Here is an 18,091-nt window from a genome sequence, read left to right as displayed (position 1 = left end):
CCCACGCCTGAGGAGCTTACGATGAACATTTTTTTGTGGATTTTGCAGGCATTACTCGCCGTGCATACAGGTATCGGCGCAGTTTGGAAGTTTTCAAATTCCGAGCAGGGCATACCATCTTTGAGCGCTATTCCTCATGCGGTATGGATGGGGCTGATTGGCGTTGAACTGCTTTGTGCGGTTGGGTTGATCCTGCCTGCAATCAATAAGCAATTTGCCATTCTCGTGCCTATCGCGGCCTTGGGTATTGCAGCAGAGATGCTCCTCTTTTCCGGGATGCATTTGCGATCAGGTGTAGAGCAGAATGGGCCGATGTTTTATTGGCTGGTTGTGGCGGTTATATGTGGATTTCTTGCCTATGCCAGAACGTCACTCTCACCGCTTTAGAGCTGCGGTATGAAATAGAGCTATTTTGCTGAAAGCCGCCATGCAAGAATTCGGGGTCCACTTTTTGCGCTGCACATGCTAAAGGTCCGCGCGAAACATGGTTCGGACTCATTGATCATGTGTCGGCCCGGGTTTCTGCCAAAAGGCCGGTTCGCCCGCAATTGATACCATCGGTATGCACGAGCAGCCATACAGCACGGTATCGCGTTGGGCCGATATATCATCAATGGGTCCGCGACCTTCATCACATATTGATGCATGAAAGCGAACCCAATGACTGCTCGTATTGCGCGCGCGCTTATTTCCGTTTCCGACAAGACCGGTCTGGTCGAATTTGCCAAATCCCTTCATGAACAGGGTGTTGAAATCCTGTCAACCGGTGGCTCTGCCAAGGCGATTGAAGCGGCCGGTATCCCGGTTAAGGAAGTTGCCGATCACACCGGTTTTCCTGAAATCATGGATGGTCGTGTCAAAACGCTTCATCCGAAAATTCATGGCGGTCTTCTGGGCCGTCGTCCGCTTGCCAGCCATATGCAGGCAATGAAAGACAACGACATTGCGCCGATCGATCTGGTGTGTGTGAACCTTTATCCGTTCGAAGAAACCGTTGCCAAGGGTGCCGATTTCGATACCTGCATCGAAAACATCGACATTGGTGGGCCAAGCATGATCCGTTCGGCCGCCAAGAACCATGAGTCGGTGACGGTTGTTGTCGATCCAGGCGACTATGACCGCGTCGTTGCGGAAATGAACGGCAATGCCGGTGCCACGACGGCGGAAACCCGCCGCGTTCTGGCCGCCAAGGCATTTGCCCGCACGGGCGCCTATGACTCGGCGATTTCAAGCTGGTTTGCCGGTGAACTGGGTGAAACCTTCCCGCAGCGTTTGAATGTTTCGGCCGAACTGAAGCAAACCCTTCGTTACGGCGAAAACCCGCATCAGCAGGCTGCGTTCTACACCAACGGCAAAAACCGTCCGGGTGTTTCGACCGCGACCCAGCTTCAGGGCAAAGAGCTGTCGTTTAATAACCTCAACGACACCGATGCCGCGTTTGAACTGGTGTCCGAATTTGATGAAAAACCGGCTGTTGCCATCATCAAGCACGCCAATCCGTGTGGTGTGGCAGAGGGCGAAAGCCTGATTGATGCTTATCACAAGGCGCTGTCATGTGATCCGGTGTCGGCTTTTGGTGGTATCATTGCGGTCAACCGGACCCTTGATAAAGCCACGGCCGAAGAAATCGCCAAGCTGTTTGCCGAAGTGGTGATTTGCCCGGATGCGGATGATGCGGCCCGTGAAGTTCTGTCGGCCAAGAAGAACCTGCGTGTTCTTATTACCGGTGGCATGGCTGATCCGGAAGGTGAAGACATGACGCTGCGGTCGCTGGCGGGTGGATATCTGCTTCAGAACCGCGATGCGGGTCGGGTGAAACGTGACGAACTTAAAGTCGTTACCAAGCGCACGCCGTCAGAGGCCGAGCTTAATGACCTTCTGTTTGCCTTCCGCGTTGGCAAACACGTCAAATCAAATGCGATTGTGTATGTTAAAGACGGCAAGACCGTTGGTGTTGGTGCGGGGCAGATGAGCCGCGTTGACAGTTCGCGCATTGCCGCATGGAAAGCCGAAGAAGCCAGCAAAAATGCAGGCGAAGATGTCGTGCGGACCAAGGGTTCGGTTGTGTCATCTGATGCATTCTTCCCATTTGCCGATGGTCTTCTGGCAGCGGTCAATGCCGGTGCGACGGCGGTGATCCAGCCGGGTGGTTCGATGCGTGACGAAGAAGTCATTGCAGCAGCCGACGAGCACGGCATTGCCATGGTGTTTACCGGCATGCGTCACTTCCGCCACTAAGTGCGACGGTGATTTAGGCATTAAAAAACCCCGGGGTTCGTCCCCGGGGTTTTTGTTTTGACAGGTTTGCTTAGGCTAAATTGACCAATCGGACGTCTTAAAGGGCAGGTTGATTGCCTTTTTGCGGGTTGTTGGCACTGTTGCCGTTGCCGTCATCATCGTTGCTGTGATCAATGATGGTGGCATTCTGTCCAATGGCAACCGGGTCTTTTGCGGCGTCCTTTGACGGCGGATTGTCTGCATCGGGCGCGGTTGATGTCGGCGCCTGATGCACGCGAAGGGGGCTTCGCCATTCAACACTGCCAAACGAATGACAGGACGGGCAGGATACCACCCAACGATCGGTTTCCGCCCCACAGGCCCCACAGCGCCAATCGGGGTCCGGATTGGCGTGACTGGCCTTGACCAGAAGGTCGCGGGCCTTGGCACCATCCTGCTTTTCACGCAATTCCAGATCGGCCAGCAAACGATAATGGCGGGCTTCGGTCTTGCGGGTCATTGCCTTTTCAAGGTTGCTGCGCGCCATGCCCCACAGATCGGCCAGAAGGGCGGCCTCGGCCAGAATAATCTGGCTTTCGACATGGTCCGGGTTGGTGGCAGCCAGTTTTTCAACTGATTTGACCTGTGCCAGCGGATCACCGGTCAGCGTTTCAAGATAGATCGCGCCAAGGGCGGCAGACGGCGTTGTGCGCCAGCTGTGCAGGATAACGTCGCGGGCTTTGGCTTCCTGTTTCAGGTCACGATAAAGCCCGGCCAGCAAAACAGCCGCGCCGGTAAAGTCATCTGCCGAGTTCAATGCCTTACGCAGGAGTTTGATGGCTTCGGTATTTTCACCAGACGCAATGGCGTCTTCGGCCTTGGCGGTAATCAGAAGCGCACGACGACGTGTCAGTTCCTTTTCGCCAAAAACCTCGGCCTTTTGCGCATCAATCAGAAGGCTAAGCGCGCGGTCCCACCGTTTGGATGTCAGCAGCAAGTCGAACAATGTAACAATGACAGCCGGATTGCGCGGGCGCAGACGGTGTGCGCGTTCGGCGTAATCAAGGGCGTCTTCGCGGTCATTGGTCTTAAGTGATAATTGCAGCAAGCCACGCAGGCCAAAGAATGCCGAGTCTGGTTTTTCCAGCATGGCTTCAAACTGGCGCTTGGCCGCATCGTTGTTGCCGTCAAGTTCCGCTGCCTGTGCGGTTAAAAGCCGTGTCAGTGTATCGTCTTCAAGATAACGGTCCACCGCACGGGTATGTTTAAGCGCCTGGCGGACATCGCCCGATGCCAGTTCCAGCAACCCCATGGTCAGGGCCTGCTGGCCTTTTTTGCGCCGACGACTGCCGAGCAGACGACCGACCCAGCCCGGTGAATTGGCAATGATGGTCCAGCCACGCCAGATCAGAACACATATGGCCGTCAGGGCCAAAAGGGCCAAGGCGACCATGCCAATCGATCCGTCAAAGCGATAGCCAAGCCAGACCACCGTCATTCTGCCGGGATTATCGGCAAACCAGACAGTGCAGCCCACCAAGACGGCCGTAATCAGGATAAAGGTCAGCAGGCGGATCATTGGCTATCCTCCGACCCGGTCAGAAGATCAATCGCATGCGCACTAAGCGAGGCGATGGCGCTGTTGAGAGTTTGACGGTTTTCCGCAGCCGCCAACCAGTCGGCAACCGCGACCGATGCATGGTCACCTTCAACACCCTGAAGGGCGGTAATGGCGGCATCAAGGTCGTCGTGCTCGAGCGCGTTTTCAGCCGTTACCAGACGCCCTTCAAGTGATTCTTCGCCTGCCGCATCGACACGGCGGATCGGAATCAGTTTTTTAATGTTGGCCCAGGTTGCATCAAGCACACTGCCCGAATGATCATCGGTGGCGGCCTGAACGGCTTCCTGTGCCATGACCGGGAACGACTGACGCAGTTTTTCGATGGTCGGTGCCCCCTGATCGGCAAGCGGTTTAAGGGTGGCAATCTGTTCAGCGATAAGGGGGTCATCGCCGCTGCTGCGTTCAAGCTGATTTAGCGCGATGATGAAAGGCCCACCGCGCTGCAAAGCATCGCGCAGGATGGTGACGGCCATGGCAATCGCCTGTCCGCGGCTTTCAACCCGAAGGCCAGCCGTTGCCCGGACTTCTTCTTCCATGGTTGACAGGCGTGCCGACATTTCACGCATTTCGTTGGCGACACCGGCAAGTTCGCTTTCGACACGTGCAAGTTCTTCGATGGGGGCGGTACGGGTTTCAATTTCCGCCATGCGGCGGGCAACTGTGTTGTTCAATGTGCCGCCGCGTTCGCTGTTAAGGCGTTCGCGCAAGGCATCAATTGTGCCTTCAAGCCGCGAAAGGCGTTCGGTCAGTTCCGGATCAACAACAACCGATCCATCCGGCAGGGGTGATGCGCTTGAAACGCTATTCGTATCACCGTCAACCGGGGGAAGACTGTCTTCTTCACTGACCATGCCATCGTCTTTTTCGGCCATGGTTGCGTCTTCATCCGGGGCCGGGATGGTATTGTTCTGATCGTTCTGATCAGTCATTTCCGGCTGACTTGGTGCATTGGTCGCTGTGATTGCACCGTCATCCTTGAACTCTTCGGGGGTTATTTCATCAAGAATAACCGTCGGGACATATTGGTTCAAAACCGGCTCTGCATCGCGCCACCAGATCGCACGGGTCAACCAGCCAGCGGCAATGGCACCGACAATAATGATCACAAACAGCAAAAGCGCCTTGCCGCCCACACCCTTGCGCGAGGCAGCAGAACCGTCGGTTTTGCTGCTTTTGTCACTGGATTGGCTGTTGCGATGGGCCGATGCCGGTTTTATTTCCGGTTTGGCCGTTGCCGATGATGTTGCGCCAGATTTGTCTGTCGGCTTTGATCCCGGCTGGGAGGGCGATTTTGCCGTATCGGGTTTTGCACCAGATTGTGTGTCGGACTTTATGCCGGACTTTGTGCCTGTCTGGGCGTCTGTTTGGGCCGCCGTTGGCTTTGATGCGGGTTTCGCATCCGAACTGGCATTGCCGCTGCTATCGACAGAGATGGTCTCGGTCGATTTCTGGGTGTCGACCGGTTTTGCGGAAGCGTCTGATTTTGGCGTTTCTGGTTTTTTCACGATCGGACCATTGCAGTTTGCGGTTGTTCCATCACGTGGTTACACGCTGGAAAATGACTGATCTAGTATAGAAAGAAGGTATTCCTGTGTCGGCTTTGATGCAACGTGCGTTCTTTGCCATGTAAGGTCGGCCGTTCGCAATTGCACTGCCGGACTGAGACAAATTGCACAGGTATCTGTCAGTTCCCCTTCCAGCTTGTGGCTTTTGATCAGCTTAACAAAGGTTTCGGCTGTGCGGGGAGAGAAAAATAAAACTGCATCAATATGATGCGCTGCGATGGCATCTGAAATCTGTTGTGGCAGGGTCTGGCTGGCGTGGGCGGTATAGACGATTTGGCGGTCAATCTGATACCCGCCGTCACGCAGGATTTCGCCCAGATCACCAGCGGTCTTGCGCGCTGCGGGATGGAAAAGCGGGCCCATTGCGGGACTAATCCGTTCCCGGATCAAAGCGGCGAGATCGTGGATGTCGCCATTGGCACTTTCGATCCGGTTAAACCCCATATCAGCGGCCAGACGGGCAGTGGCATCACCAACACATAAAGCTGTTTGGTAGCGATCCTGTGACAGACGGGCATAGGCCCGCAGCCCGTTGGCGGATGTAAAAATGAGGGCCTGATACGGGGTCGGGTCAAAAGGCCTGGTTTGTGCTGGAAACTCAATTTCCAACATCGGTGCAGACAGAACCCGGTAGCCGCGCGTTTGAAGGGATGCTTCAAGATCGGCGGAATCGGTTTTGGGCCGGGTGTTTAAAACCAGTGGTCCCATTTTCTGTCCCGTTAATGTTGTGAGTCAGGCCGAAATAAAGTCCGGACCACCGCGTTGTTTAAGCTCTTCCCCGGCATCTTTTCCTGCGGCAGATGCGGTTGCCATGTCTGGCTGTGCAATATGGCGTTCGGTATCAAGCCGTTCGCTGCCATCCGGGCGCACGATTGAAACCCGCAACCGCATGCTGCCATCCTCATGATACTCGGCAAGGGCGGCAATCGGGGTGCGGCAGGAGCCATCAAGCGCGAACAGGGCTGCGCGTTCACCCGCGACACGGATTGCCGACTTTTCGCAATGAAGGGCGGATATCCAGTCTTTGGCCTGTGTGTCATCCTCACGGATGGTGATGCCAATCGCCCCTTGGGCAACTGCGGGCAGCATGTCGTCTTCGGCAATCGGGGCGGTGGCAATTTCGGGTTGGCCCAGACGGTTCAAACCAGCCATCGCCAGTAAGGTCGCATCGACCTGTTCTTCGCCAAGTTTGCGAAGCCGGGTCTGCACATTGCCGCGGAATGTGATGACCTTGAGATCGGGATATTTGTTCAGGATCATGGCCTGACGGCGCAGCGACGCCGATCCGATCACGGACCCGGCAGGCATTTCGGCAAAGCTTTTGTATTTCAGCGAAATAAATGCATCACGCACATCTTCACGCGGTAAAATCGTCGGCAGGATCATGCCATCAGGCAGGACTGTCGGAACGTCTTTCATGCTGTGAACAGCAAGGTCAATGTCGCCCCCCATCAGGGCATCATCGATTTCCTTGGTAAACAGTCCCTTGCCGCCGATTTCCGACAATGCGCGATCAAGGATCTTGTCGCCGGTTGTCGTAATGACCGTGATGGCGATTGCACCTTCACTGGCAAGTTCGGGATGGGCGGCGGCCAGTTTATCACGGACCTCGTGCGCCTGTGCCAATGCCAAGGGTGAACCACGGGTGCCAATGCGAAGTTTTGCTGTATCTGTCATGACAGGAGTTTTAGTCTTAAAGTTGTTTGAAAACAAGGGGTGCGGCGGTCTGCGTCCTGGTAAAAATCGATTGGTATGACGGTGCTATTATAGTGTCAGAAAATGCGATTTCATTGACGTATGTCGGTCTAGAGAGAGTTTCGATAGTTTTGTAAGGCGTGGGTAAATGGGCGGCGAAACAAACCCTTTAGACTGTCAAAATAGGCCTGAAACGCGATAACTGCATATGGCAAATGCGCCCGTCGGGGGTGGAAAGCAGGTAAAGTTTCCGCTACATCATCCCCAAGCGTAGTATTGTCATCCCAAAGCCGAGGGTTTCGGCGCACCCCTGACCGGATCAAAAGCATGATCGTACTTGGTATCGAAACAAGCTGTGATGAAACGGCCGCTGCTGTTGTTAATGACAAGCGCGAAATTTTGTCCAACCGCGTTTTATCCCAGCTTGATGATCATCGCCCCTATGGCGGCGTGGTGCCCGAAATTGCAGCACGCGCACATCTTGAGCATCTTGATCGGCTTGTCGCCGAGGCGATGGATGATGCCGGTGTCGAGTTTGATGATCTTGATGCGGTTGCCTGTACAGGCGGACCGGGCCTGATTGGTGGGGTGATGGTCGGGACAATGACCGCCAAGGCCATCGCCTTTGCCGCGCAAAAGCCGTTCATGGCGGTCAATCATCTTGAAGGTCATGCACTGACCGTGCGGTTGACCGACGATGTTGCCTTTCCCTACTTATTGCTGCTGGTATCAGGTGGCCATTGTCAGGTTCTGATTGTCGAAGGTGTCGGGCGCTATAAACGGATTGGCACGACGATTGACGATGCGGTCGGCGAAGCCTTTGATAAGACCGCCAAGATGATGGGGCTTGGCTATCCCGGTGGTCCGGCGCTTGAAAAAATTGCGGAAAAGGGCAACCCGAACCGGTTTGGCCTGCCGCGTCCGTTGCGCGGTCGTCCGGGGTGTGATTTTTCATTCTCCGGGCTTAAGACGGCGGTTCGCAATTACATGGACGGTTTCCCGGTTGAACAGCAAACCGAGGACGTCAAAGCCGACCTTGCGGCATCCTTTCAGCGTGCGGTGGGCGATACCCTGATTGATCGGGCGCGCAACGCTGTATTCGAATTCATGCAAGATTATCCGGCGGGTAACACGCTTGTTCTGGCTGGCGGGGTTGCGGCGAATAAATATCTGCGTGGGCGGTTGGTCGAGCTTACCGATCAGGCTGGCATGAAGCTGGTTGCGCCACCCCTTGATCTTTGTACCGATAATGCCGCCATGATTGCATGGGCCGGGCTGGAACGGTTCCGTCTGGGCGAACGTGATGATCTTGATTTCAAGCCACGCCCGCGCTGGCCGCTGGACCCCGAAGCGCCCAAGCGCCCCGGTGCCGGGGTTAAGGCATAAATCGATCCGATAAAAACGACCTCATATTTTGCCCGGAAAACAGATCATGAAAAAGCGCATTACAGTTATCGGTGGCGGCGCCTGGGGAACGGCATTGGCCATACAAGCCGTCCGTGCGGGTGCGGATGTTGAACTGATTTTGCGCAATCCCGATCTGGCCGAACAGATCAACGCCAACGGCGAAAATGATCTTTATCTGCCCGGTGTGTCGTTGCCCGGTGCATTGCGGGCAACCACGGCCTATGACGGGTTGCGCGATGCGGATGCGGTTTTATTGGTGACACCGGCCCAGCATTTGCGCGAAACCCTGACCAAGCTTGCGGCCCACTGGACCGACGATCTTCCGGCTGTGATTTGCTGCAAGGGGATCGAAAAGGAAACCGGGGCATTGATGGCGCAGGTTGTGACTGAAACGCTGGGTAATGTGCCGGTTGCGGTTCTTTCCGGCCCAACCTTTGCCAAGGAAGTTGCCACTGGGTTGCCTGCGGCGATTACTCTTGCCTGCGAAGATCGTGGCTTGGGCAAGCGCCTTGTCGAACTGATTGGCACGCCGGAATTTCGACCCTATTTCAGCACGGACGTTGCCGGGGTTGAAGTTGCCGGTGCGATTAAAAACGTCCTGGCGATTGCCAGTGGCGTGGTTGCCGGGCTTGAGCTTGGCGATAATGCGCGCGCGGCCTTGATTACGCGTGGCATTGCTGAAATGTCGCGGCTTGCCGTTGCCATGGGCGGGCGGGTTGAAACCATGCTGGGGCTTGCCGGGCTTGGGGATTTGACCCTGACCTGTACGGGGACATTATCGCGCAATTACACGTTTGGTGTTGCCCTTGGACAGGGGCGAAAGTCTGCTGATATTCTGGGCGAACGCCGTTCGGTGACCGAAGGCGTTTATACGGCGGCCTCAATTACCGCAGTTGCGGTGAAATATCAGGTCGAAATGCCGATTTGCACGGCAGTTGATCAGGTTGCCAATCATGGCAGCGATCTGCGCAGCACGATCAATGGGCTTTTGCAGCGTCCTTTCCGTGATGAGCTTGAGACCGCGCAGTAGACTTTTCGCACATACTGACCACAAGCAGGTCATTGGCGATTGGTTCAGCTTGAGAATGGGGCAACCTTCTGTCACTTTACGGGTATTGAACCCATAAAGAAGCAGGAAACAGTCCATGCATTTCTATATCCGTTGTGTTGATAAACCCGGTCACCTTCACGTGCGTAAAGCCAACCGTGATGACCATCTGGCCTATATCAAAGGCGGTTTTGCCGAGCGTATTGTGGCGGCGGGCCCGACCCTTGATCCTGATATGGAAGGCATGAACGGCTCGGTCTTTATCATCGAGTTTGATGCGATTGAAGATGCGCGCGAATTTGCCGCCAATGATCCATATGCCAAGGCGGGTCTTTTTGAATCTGTTGTGATCCGTCCGTTTAAAAAGGTCTTCTGATCCATGGCGTATTGGCTGATCAAAACCGAACCGGGAAGCTGGTCGTGGGACGATCAGGTCAAGAAGGATGTTGAGGGGTGGGATGGTGTGCGCAACCATCAGGCTGCCAAGAATCTCCGCACCATGAAAATCGGCGACAAGGCGTTTTTCTATCATTCAGTGAATGAGAAACGCATTGTTGGCATCGTTGAAGTGGTGCGGGAATTTTACCCTGATCCGACGGATGTGAAGGGCAAATTTGTTCAGGTTGATTTCAAAACGGTCAAGCCGCTGAAATCACCGGTGACCCTTGCCGACATCAAGGCTGATCCACGGTTTGCCGAGCTTTCGTTGCTCAAGCAATCTCGCTTGTCGGTCATGCCGATTGATGATGCGTCCTGGGCGGCGATTTGTGAAATGGGTGGTGTCGCACCATGAGCGATTTGCCCAAAGCAGGCACAGTTTTGTGCGCGCTAACCGATCTTGATGCGACCGGTGCCAAGGGCATTAATCTTGGCGGGGCGGGCATTTTTGTCGTGCGCAGCGATGAAGGTGTATTTGGCTATGTAAATAGCTGTCCGCATATTGGTGTGCCGCTTGATATGGAACCAGATGAATTCATCAGCGATTTTGGTGATGAAATCATCTGTTCGACCCATGGGGCGCGGTTTCGCATCCAAGACGGTGAATGTGTTTCTGGTCCCTGCACAGGCGATGTGCTTGAACCCATTGCGGTTAAGGTCGAGGACAATCAGATTGTCCTCGCCTGAGAAGGAGTGATGGCAAAGGCGGTTGGATTATCCTTTCGCCTTTGCCAAAATTTCATCGAGATGTTTGGTAATGACGTCGAGCTGATCAGGTTCGGACAATCGATGGTCGCCGGTCTTGATCAGATCAATGCGGACATCGTCGGTTGCCAGTGCTTCGGTGAGGCGAAGGGCGGTTTGCCACGGTACATCGGGGTCTTTCATGCCTTGAACCAGACGCACCGGGCATTTGATTTCCAGTGGTTTGCGCAAAACGAGCTGGTCGCGGCCATCTTCAATCAGATTGCGTGTGATGGTATAGGGATCGTCGCCATAATCGGTCGGTTCGATCAAGGCGCCGTCTTCCATAATCGATTTTTTCTGATCGTCGCTAAACTGCGCCCACATCAGGTCTTCGGTGAAGTCCGGAGCGGCGGCAATGCCAACAAGTCCGGCAACCCGTTCTGGCCGGGCAAGGGCGACCAGCAACATGATCCAGCCGCCCATCGACGACCCGACAAGAATTTGTGGTCCGGTGGTAATTTCATCAAGAACGGCAATGGCATCCGCCGCCCATTGGCCGATTGTGCCATCGGCAAATTTGCCTGACGATTGTCCGTGACCGCCATAGTCAAAGCGGGTATAACCCAGCCCCTGCCGGATGCAGTGCTCCTCAAGGTGCGTTGCTTTTGTACCGGTCATGTCTGACATGAAACCGCCAAGGAACATAACACCCGGCATCTTTAAAGTCCGGGAATTGGCGGCTTGGGTGTCAGATTGCTTGCCGGGCGTGTGATGGTATGCGATTTTCAATCCATCCCGCCGGTCGAGATGTTGGGGGTGTTCAAGCTGCGGTTTAGGCATGTCATGTGTCATCCGGGGCGGAGTCCTTGGATGTTGGTGGTTGGAGTTGCATGAGCGCGTCAGAAGTAATGACTGAAGCAGTCTATCGATCAGAGCCCCGAGCGCAAGGCGGGGACTATCGTCCTGCCGTAATTTTACAGGTTTTGCCAGAACTTGACGCCGGTGGGGTCGAGCGCGGAACGGTTGATATTGCCCGTGCCATCGTTGACGGTGGCGGCAAGGCGCTTGTCGCATCCCAGGGGGGGCGGCTTGAGCGCGAACTGGATCGCTTTGGGGCCAAGCATATCAATTTGCCGCTGAAGTCAAAAAACATCCTGACCATGCGCAAGAATATCGACGCACTGGTGAAGCTTATTTCGGACGAAGGTGTGGATATCATCCATGCCCGTTCGCGCGCACCCGCCTGGAGTGCCTATTTTGCGGCGCGCAAGGCCGGAATCCCGTTTGTGACGACGTTCCACGGGACGTATTCCGGGTATAAAAACCCGTTCAAGCGCCGTTATAACGCGATCATGACGATGGGGGATCAGGTTATTGCGATTTCCCAGCACATCGCCAACCACATCAACAAGTATTACAAGGTTGAACCAGATCGCTTGAACATCGTTCCACGCGGAACGAATGTCGATCTTTTCAATCCTGAAAATGTCAGTCAGGAACGGCTTATTGCGCTGTCGAACCTGTGGCGTCTGAATGGCGAAGAATATGTGATTATGCTGCCGGGTCGCATTACGCGCTGGAAAGGGCATGGTTTCCTCATTCGTGCCTTGCCGGCGGTTCTTGAGGCCCTTGGGCATCGCCGTGTGCGGTGTCTGATTGTTGGATCAGATCAGGGCCGAACCGGTTACCGGGATGAAGTGCTGCAGGTCACGAATAAGCTTGGGCTTGAAGATGTCGTGCATATTGTCAACCATTGTGCCGATATGCCTGCGGCCTATATGTTGGCCGATGTCGTTGCCTGTCCGTCGATCCAGCCCGAAGCCTTTGGTCGTATTCCGTCCGAGGCACAGGCAATGGGGCGTCCAGTTGTTTCAACGGCGCACGGTGGGGCGATGGAAACAGTTCTTCCGGGCGAAACCGGGTGGCTTGTTACGCCCAATGAAGTCGAACAGCTTTCACGCGCACTTGTTCAGGTTCTGAGTATGACGCCGGAAAAACGCGCGACCCTTGCTGCCAAGGGGCGTCAGCATGTGATTGATCATTACTCGCTTGAACAGATGGCCGAACAGACACTTGGCGTTTATGCCAAGGCGCTTAAGCGCGTTCACAGGAATGCAGCATGAACGACGATATCATGAGTATGCCAGTTGATCCGGTTGTTACAACAGCCGGTAAAGAGCTGGCGACGGATGCGTCGGCAACAGGCAAGCGTATCCTGGTAATCAAGCTTTCCGCACTGGGTGATGTTATCCTGGCAATGGGACCGTTTGCGGCGATCCGTGCTGCCCATCCTGATGCGCATATCACGGTTTTGACCACACGGCCGTTTGTCGATCTGATGAAAGCCAGTGGATTTTTTGATGCGATTGCCATCGACCGTCGCCCAAAATTGACCAATCTGCGCGAAGTTTTTGCCCTGCGCCGTTTTCTGCGCAACGGTAATTTTGACCGCGTTTATGATTTGCAAACCTCGGACCGGTCCGGATTCTATTACAAATTGTTCTGGCCAAGCCCAAAGCCCGAATGGTCCGGAATCGCACGTGGATGTTCACACCCGCATGCAAATCCCGAACGCGATAGCATGCACGCGCTTGATCGAATTTTTGACCAGCTTGAGTATGCAGGTCTTTCGAAGGTTCCTGTTCCCGTTCTTGCCGGACCTGACATTGATCTGGATCGTTTTGGCATTCGCAGTCCGTTCGTTCTGATTTGTCCGGGGGGCGCGCCCCATCGTCCGGCAAAGCGGTGGCCCGCAGAACGGTTTGGGCTTTTGGCCAAAAAACTTGCCGATTATCGCTTAACGCCGGTTCTGATTGGAACCGAGAAGGAAAGCGACGTCCTGGGCAAGGTTGATGCCATGTGCCCCAAGGCCCGAAATCTGATGGGGCGGACCGGATTTCTTGACATTGCATCGCTTGGTGCGCGGTCGGTTTTGGCGATCGGCAATGATACGGGGCCGATGCATATTGCGGCTGCCGCAGGGGCGCCATCCATTGTCCTGTTTTCGCGCGAATCGGATCCAAAATTAAGTGCACCGCGCGGAACTAGCGACAATGCCATTAGCACCGTCCGCGAAAGTGATCTGCGGGAATTAACCGTTAATCGTGTGATGGAAGAAGTGCGCCGTCGTCTTGATTTGGACGAATAAAAAACCGGTAATGGCACAATAAGCACACCGTTAATTCAAAAGCGCGGAAATTGGCGCTTTGAAAGGTTTTGACTTGCCTAAAAACATTGCTTTCTGAGCGCACCGGGATATGCTAGTGCAGGTCTAGTGAAAAACGCGGTTTCATAGAAACGCGGTTTTCCATATTACTCTTTCTGACCGATTTGTTTGATTACCATAGGAGATTATCCATAGCACGACCACGCAAACCGATGCAGCCGACCAAGGATGGTCCGCGCGTCAATGAGGATATTAAAGCCCGTTTGATCTGTGTTGTCGACGCTGAAGGCAATATGTCGGATCCGATGACGGTGCGTGAAGGCGTTGAAAAGGCAGCAGAAGTTGGACTCGACCTTGTCGAAGTCGCTCCGAATGCCGAACCGCCAGTGTGCAAGTTGATCGACTACGGCAAGTTCAAATACGAACAAAGCAAAAAGCAGAACGAAGCCAAAAAGAAACAGAAGGTTATCGAAGTCAAGGAGATCAAACTCCGTCCGAACATCGATATCCATGACTACAACGTCAAACTGCGTGCCGCGCAGAAGTTTCTTGGCGGTGGTGATAAGGTGAAAGTTACGTTGCGCTTCCGCGGACGTGAAATGGCCCACCAGGATCTTGGTCTTGGCATGCTCCAGCGCTTCTCGGGGGATCTTGAAGATCTTTCCAAGCCGGAAATGATGCCGAAGATGGAAGGTCGTGTTATGATTATGGTATTGGCGCCGCGTTAAGACGCGGCGTTTTGCCGTTCTGCCCAAAGAGGTCCAAGCCAAAGAGGGAATGCCATGCCAGCCGTAAATGATCTTCTGATCGTTGGTGTTGATGACGACCCGAAAAGTCTGGTTCTTCTGAAACGAATCGTCGAAAGCGGCGGTTATCAGTTTCAGGGGGTTTCCTCTGGCAAGGACCTTTTAAAACTCCTGAAGTCGGCAAGGCCGCGCATCATCCTTCTGGATATCATGATGCCCGACATGAACGGGTTTGAAACCGCACTTAATGTGCGGACCCATTTCCCCAATCTTGCCTGCGCGATCATTTATGTCACAGCACGTCAGAGTGAAGAAGACCTGCGCGGCGGTGTTGCCGCCGGGGGCAACGATTTTGTCCTTAAGCCGGTCAATCGCGAAAAGCTGATGACACGAGTCGAAAAATGGATCGGCCGCGCCCATAACATCAAAACTGCGGTTTGATGGTTCACCTGTAATCTGCACCTTCACGCATTGCGTTTGAATGCCAGGTCTGTCGGTATCAGCCGATGGTGAAGTGTATCTATGGGACAAGCGGTCGAAGGGCTGCGATCAGTGGATCAATATATAATGTCAGGACCGAAAAGCTGATAACGCCGACGGCTGTGGTCACCAGAACAATTGACGAGCTTCTAACGATATAGCGGTCATAGGTTGTTGCGATGACAAAAACATTCCCCGCCGTTGGTAAGCCTGCAAGCAGTAAAACAGCCTGTGCCTCCAGCCCTGAAACGGTTCCAAGACTATAAAATGCAATGAAGACGGCCACGGGATGGGCAACCAGTTTGGCAATGCTCATGACGGCAAGCTCGGCACGGTTTTCGGCAATCGGACGACCGACAAGTGCGACGCCAATGGCAAATAGTGCTGCCGGCCCGGCACTGCGTCCCAGAAGTTCCAGCAGATAATCCACACCATCTGGCCAGCGAAGGTCAAGAATGCTGACCGCAACGCCGGTTAGAATCGCGATGACAACCGGATTAAGCAACGTTCCGCGCAGGATTTTGCCCAATGGGTTTGTGCCATCGGCATGCTTCGCTGTTTCAAGCAGGAACAGCGAAAGCGGCAACATGAAAATCAGATCAAATGACAGGGCGACAATCAGGGGAACAGTCGCCTGGGTTCCAAGCAACCCAATGATCAGGGGTAAGCCCATGAAACCGACATTGGGCATGGTGCTGCCAAAGGAAAAAAGCGTCTGGCAGGCTGGGTCGAGTTTGAAGACACGTTTTGCAATAAGCCGCGTTGCGCCATAAACCAGAAGCGTTGCCCCGCCGTAAGCAAGCAAAATGTCGGGCTGCCAAATTTCTGATGGTGTCCGGCTGGCAAGGGCGCGAAACAAAAGGGCAGGCAAGGCAAAGTAAAAAACAAAGCCATTGATGCCGCGCATCCCTTCGCTCGAGACGATCTTGGTCTTTCCGCCAATCCAGCCAAGGGCAATCAGGCTGAAAAAGGGCAGGATGATAGATGTAATTTGTGCCATGCGACCTGTGATATAGAGGCGAGAGAATGAAACTGGGCGGGTTTATTTGATCTGTCGAATGCACAATGGCGGGGCAGAGCCGCAAAAAGCAAGGGCAAAGGGGCGAATTGGTCCTTGAAAAAGGCAAATGCTGAGTCTATAACCACCCGTCCCCGAAACAGGTGGTGAGGCTGGAAAGTTTGTTATGAACTTTCAGGGCATGCCCAGCCGCCGTAGGGGATTTCGTTTTCATTGCATATGCAAGGATAGAAAAATGCCCAAGATGAAGACCAAAGCGAGTGCTAAAAAACGCTTTAGCCTGACTGCAAGCGGAAAAGTGCGTCGCAACGTGGCAAACAAGCGCCACCTGCTGACTGCAAAACCTACCAAGATGAAGCGCCAGTCGCGTGGTACAGAGATTCTCTGTGACGCCGATGCCCGCATTGTCAAAAAATTCCTGCCGTACGGTTAAGGTTAAGGAGAGTTAAATGGCTCGTGTAAAAGGGGGCGTGTCTTCACACGCCCGTCACCGCAAGGTTATTAATGCTGCCAAGGGTTACCGAGGCCGCCGCAAGAATACTTTCCGCACTGCCGTTCAGGCTGTGGAAAAAGGTTTGCAGTATGCATACCGCGATCGTCGCGTTAAGAAACGCCAGTTCCGTTCACTCTGGATCCAGCGTATCAACGCCGGTGCACGTGAAAACGGTCTGAGCTATTCGCAGTTCATGAACGGCCTTAAGAAGGCTGGCGTTGAACTGGACCGCAAGGTGCTTGCTGACATCGCAGTGCGTGAACCTGAAGCTTTCAAAGCTCTGGTTACACAGGCGCAGGCTGCACTCGGCTAATAAACCTTTGTAATAAGGTTTATATAGGCACTTGCCTGATTTGATCGGGGGCGGCCATATTGGCCGTCCCCTTTCTTATTTTACGTTCTTTTTGTTTTTGAAACCCAAGCCAAAGCGTCGGAAGTTATGGAAAACATCGAAGCATTGCGCGAAGAGGTTCTGGCGGAAGTCGAAAATGCGGCCGATCTGGCTGTACTTGAAGATGTCCGCATCAGCGCCCTTGGCAAGAAAGGCCGTATTACCGGCCTGATGAAAAACCTTGGCAAGATGGACCCCGATCAACGTCGTGAATTTGGTCAGACGCTGAACGCGGTCAAAGACCAGGTTGCAGGCGCAATCGACACCCGCAAAACGGCCCTTGAAGATGCCGCCCTTGAGGCGCGCCTGTCGGGTGAGCGGATCGACGTTACCCTGTCGTCACGTCCTGATGAAACGGCAGGCCGTATTCACCCGATCAGCCAGACGATTGACGAAATTGTCTCGATCTTTGGCGAGATGGGCTTTGCACTGGCCGAAGGGCCGGACGTCGAAGACGATTTCCATAATTTTACCGCCCTTAACATTCCGCCGGAACATCCCGCGCGCGAAATGCAGGACACTTTCTATCTGCCTGAACGCGAAGACGGGTCGCGCCTTGTGCTGCGGACCCATACATCGCCTGTGCAGATCAGAACCATGCAGAACAAAACTCCGCCGATCCGTATTATCGCACCGGGCCGGACATATCGTTCCGATAGCGATATGACCCATACGCCGATGTTCCATCAGGTCGAAGGTCTGGTGATCGATAAAAAAACGCACATGGGGCATCTCAAGGGCTGTCTGCTTGAGTTTGTGAAAACCTATTTCGAACTTGATGATGTACCGGTGCGCTACCGTCCAAGCTTCTTCCCGTTCACCGAGCCGAGTGCCGAAATGGATATCGGTTGTTCGCGCAAAGGCGGGGAGCTCAAGATTGGTGAAGGCGACGACTGGTTGGAAATCCTTGGCTGCGGCATGGTGCATCCGCGCGTCCTGTCGGCCTGTGGTCTTGACCCGGAAGAATATCAGGGCTTTGCCTTTGGCATGGGGATTGAACGTATCGCCATGTTGAAATACGGCATTCCCGATCTTCGTACCTTCTTCGATACCGATCTGCGCTGGCTGAAACATTATGGTTTCGTGCCGCTGGATGTACCGAACATGGTAAGGGGCTGA

General features: G+C 54.2%; 21 protein-coding genes. 15 read left to right on the top strand and 6 right to left on the bottom strand.

The features are described 5' to 3' along the window. Positions 1-21 precede the first annotated feature (21 nt). Both AC0VXT_RS19260 and purH read left to right on the top strand, forming a co-directional pair. On the top strand, positions 22-387 hold the full coding sequence (locus AC0VXT_RS19260) for a DoxX family protein (protein WP_475546705.1): 366 nt from the start codon (positions 22-24) through the stop codon (positions 385-387). Positions 388-660: 273 nt separating this feature from the next. Next, positions 661-2,238 carry a bifunctional phosphoribosylaminoimidazolecarboxamide formyltransferase/IMP cyclohydrolase gene (purH, locus tag AC0VXT_RS19255; RefSeq protein WP_475546704.1) on the top strand — a complete coding sequence of 526 codons (1,578 nt, stop codon included), beginning with the start codon at positions 661-663 and terminating at the stop codon, positions 2,236-2,238. A gap of 97 nt (positions 2,239-2,335) precedes the next feature. Here the strand turns inward: purH and AC0VXT_RS19250 are convergent, their stop codons facing one another. Beyond that, on the bottom strand, positions 2,336-3,796 hold the full coding sequence (locus AC0VXT_RS19250; protein ID WP_475546703.1) for a heme biosynthesis HemY N-terminal domain-containing protein: 1,461 nt from the start codon (positions 3,794-3,796) through the stop codon (positions 2,336-2,338). Further along, a complete protein-coding gene (locus tag AC0VXT_RS19245) occupies positions 3,793-4,944 on the bottom strand; it encodes a COG4223 family protein (protein ID WP_475546702.1) in 1,152 nt (383 codons plus the stop codon). Before AC0VXT_RS19245 ends, AC0VXT_RS19250 begins: the two co-directional genes overlap by 4 nt. On the opposite strand from AC0VXT_RS19245, the gene AC0VXT_RS19240 reads away from it, so the two are divergent. Beyond that, positions 4,937-5,404, top strand: coding sequence for a hypothetical protein (locus AC0VXT_RS19240; protein ID WP_475546701.1), 468 nt, complete (start codon positions 4,937-4,939; stop codon positions 5,402-5,404). The two genes, AC0VXT_RS19245 and AC0VXT_RS19240, sit on opposite strands and share 8 nt — an antisense overlap. Here the strand turns inward: AC0VXT_RS19240 and AC0VXT_RS19235 are convergent. Both AC0VXT_RS19235 and hemC read right to left on the bottom strand, forming a co-directional pair. Further along, the gene (locus AC0VXT_RS19235) at positions 5,383-6,111 is read right to left on the bottom strand and encodes a uroporphyrinogen-III synthase (RefSeq protein WP_475546700.1); all 729 of its coding nucleotides are present in this window, start codon (positions 6,109-6,111) and stop codon (positions 5,383-5,385) included. The genes AC0VXT_RS19240 and AC0VXT_RS19235 overlap by 22 nt on opposite strands. A 24-nt stretch (positions 6,112-6,135) precedes the next feature. Further along, a complete protein-coding gene (gene hemC, locus AC0VXT_RS19230) occupies positions 6,136-7,080 on the bottom strand; it encodes a hydroxymethylbilane synthase (protein ID WP_475546699.1) in 945 nt (314 codons plus the stop codon). Between the two features lie 345 nt (positions 7,081-7,425). On the opposite strand from hemC, the gene tsaD reads away from it, so the two are divergent. The 5 genes from tsaD (at position 7,426) to AC0VXT_RS19205 (ending at position 10,678) form a co-directional block, all read left to right on the top strand. Beyond that, entirely contained in the window at positions 7,426-8,484 is a 1,059-nt protein-coding gene (gene tsaD, locus AC0VXT_RS19225; RefSeq protein WP_475546698.1) for a tRNA (adenosine(37)-N6)-threonylcarbamoyltransferase complex transferase subunit TsaD, read from the top strand. 46 nt (positions 8,485-8,530) lie between these two features. After that, positions 8,531-9,535: an NAD(P)H-dependent glycerol-3-phosphate dehydrogenase gene (locus AC0VXT_RS19220; protein ID WP_475546697.1), complete on the top strand. Its 1,005-nt coding sequence runs from the start codon at positions 8,531-8,533 to the stop codon at positions 9,533-9,535. Between the two features lie 115 nt (positions 9,536-9,650). Further along, complete coding sequence (locus AC0VXT_RS19215; protein ID WP_022732746.1) at positions 9,651-9,929, top strand: YciI family protein; 279 nt, start codon at positions 9,651-9,653, stop codon at positions 9,927-9,929. Positions 9,930-9,932: 3 nt separating this feature from the next. Then, on the top strand, positions 9,933-10,346 hold the full coding sequence (locus AC0VXT_RS19210; protein WP_475546696.1) for an EVE domain-containing protein: 414 nt from the start codon (positions 9,933-9,935) through the stop codon (positions 10,344-10,346). Further along, positions 10,343-10,678 carry a Rieske (2Fe-2S) protein gene (locus AC0VXT_RS19205; protein ID WP_475546695.1) on the top strand — a complete coding sequence of 112 codons (336 nt, stop codon included), beginning with the start codon at positions 10,343-10,345 and terminating at the stop codon, positions 10,676-10,678. The genes AC0VXT_RS19210 and AC0VXT_RS19205 overlap by 4 nt, the downstream gene beginning before the upstream one ends. Before the next feature lie 27 nt (positions 10,679-10,705). On the opposite strand, the gene AC0VXT_RS19200 is transcribed toward AC0VXT_RS19205, so the two are convergent. Beyond that, complete coding sequence (locus AC0VXT_RS19200) at positions 10,706-11,518, bottom strand: alpha/beta hydrolase (RefSeq protein ID WP_475546694.1); 813 nt, start codon at positions 11,516-11,518, stop codon at positions 10,706-10,708. A gap of 68 nt (positions 11,519-11,586) precedes the next feature. Here AC0VXT_RS19200 and AC0VXT_RS19195 point away from each other — a divergent pair, with 68 nt between their 5' ends. The 4 genes from AC0VXT_RS19195 (at position 11,587) to AC0VXT_RS19180 (ending at position 15,031) form a co-directional block, all read left to right on the top strand. Further along, positions 11,587-12,801, top strand: a complete 1,215-nt coding sequence (locus AC0VXT_RS19195; RefSeq protein WP_475546693.1) for a glycosyltransferase family 4 protein — start codon at positions 11,587-11,589, stop codon at positions 12,799-12,801. Further along, the gene (locus AC0VXT_RS19190) at positions 12,798-13,826 is read left to right on the top strand and encodes a glycosyltransferase family 9 protein (RefSeq protein ID WP_475546692.1); all 1,029 of its coding nucleotides are present in this window, start codon (positions 12,798-12,800) and stop codon (positions 13,824-13,826) included. Before AC0VXT_RS19195 ends, AC0VXT_RS19190 begins: the two co-directional genes overlap by 4 nt. Before the next feature lie 230 nt (positions 13,827-14,056). Beyond that, the gene (gene infC, locus AC0VXT_RS19185; protein ID WP_022732740.1) at positions 14,057-14,572 is read left to right on the top strand and encodes a translation initiation factor IF-3; all 516 of its coding nucleotides are present in this window, start codon (positions 14,057-14,059) and stop codon (positions 14,570-14,572) included. A 54-nt stretch (positions 14,573-14,626) separates the two neighbouring features. Continuing rightward, positions 14,627-15,031 carry a response regulator gene (locus tag AC0VXT_RS19180; protein ID WP_022732739.1) on the top strand — a complete coding sequence of 135 codons (405 nt, stop codon included), beginning with the start codon at positions 14,627-14,629 and terminating at the stop codon, positions 15,029-15,031. A gap of 79 nt (positions 15,032-15,110) precedes the next feature. Here the strand turns inward: AC0VXT_RS19180 and AC0VXT_RS19175 are convergent, their stop codons facing one another. Further along, a complete protein-coding gene (locus AC0VXT_RS19175; RefSeq protein ID WP_475546691.1) occupies positions 15,111-16,070 on the bottom strand; it encodes an AEC family transporter in 960 nt (319 codons plus the stop codon). 253 nt (positions 16,071-16,323) lie between these two features. On the opposite strand from AC0VXT_RS19175, the gene rpmI reads away from it, so the two are divergent. The 3 genes from rpmI to pheS all read left to right on the top strand — a co-directional run bounded on the left by rpmI (position 16,324) and on the right by pheS (position 18,091). After that, positions 16,324-16,521, top strand: coding sequence for a 50S ribosomal protein L35 (rpmI, locus tag AC0VXT_RS19170; protein WP_022732737.1), 198 nt, complete (start codon positions 16,324-16,326; stop codon positions 16,519-16,521). Between the two features lie 16 nt (positions 16,522-16,537). Continuing rightward, entirely contained in the window at positions 16,538-16,894 is a 357-nt protein-coding gene (rplT, locus tag AC0VXT_RS19165; protein WP_022732736.1) for a 50S ribosomal protein L20, read from the top strand. Positions 16,895-17,020: 126 nt separating this feature from the next. Further along, positions 17,021-18,091: a phenylalanine--tRNA ligase subunit alpha gene (gene pheS / locus AC0VXT_RS19160; RefSeq protein WP_022732735.1), complete on the top strand. Its 1,071-nt coding sequence runs from the start codon at positions 17,021-17,023 to the stop codon at positions 18,089-18,091.

This window comes from Thalassospira sp. Z349TD_5 (assembly GCF_056173045.1).
The sequence above is the reverse complement of the archived record's forward strand: the minus strand, read 5'-3'. Positions and strand labels throughout refer to the sequence as shown.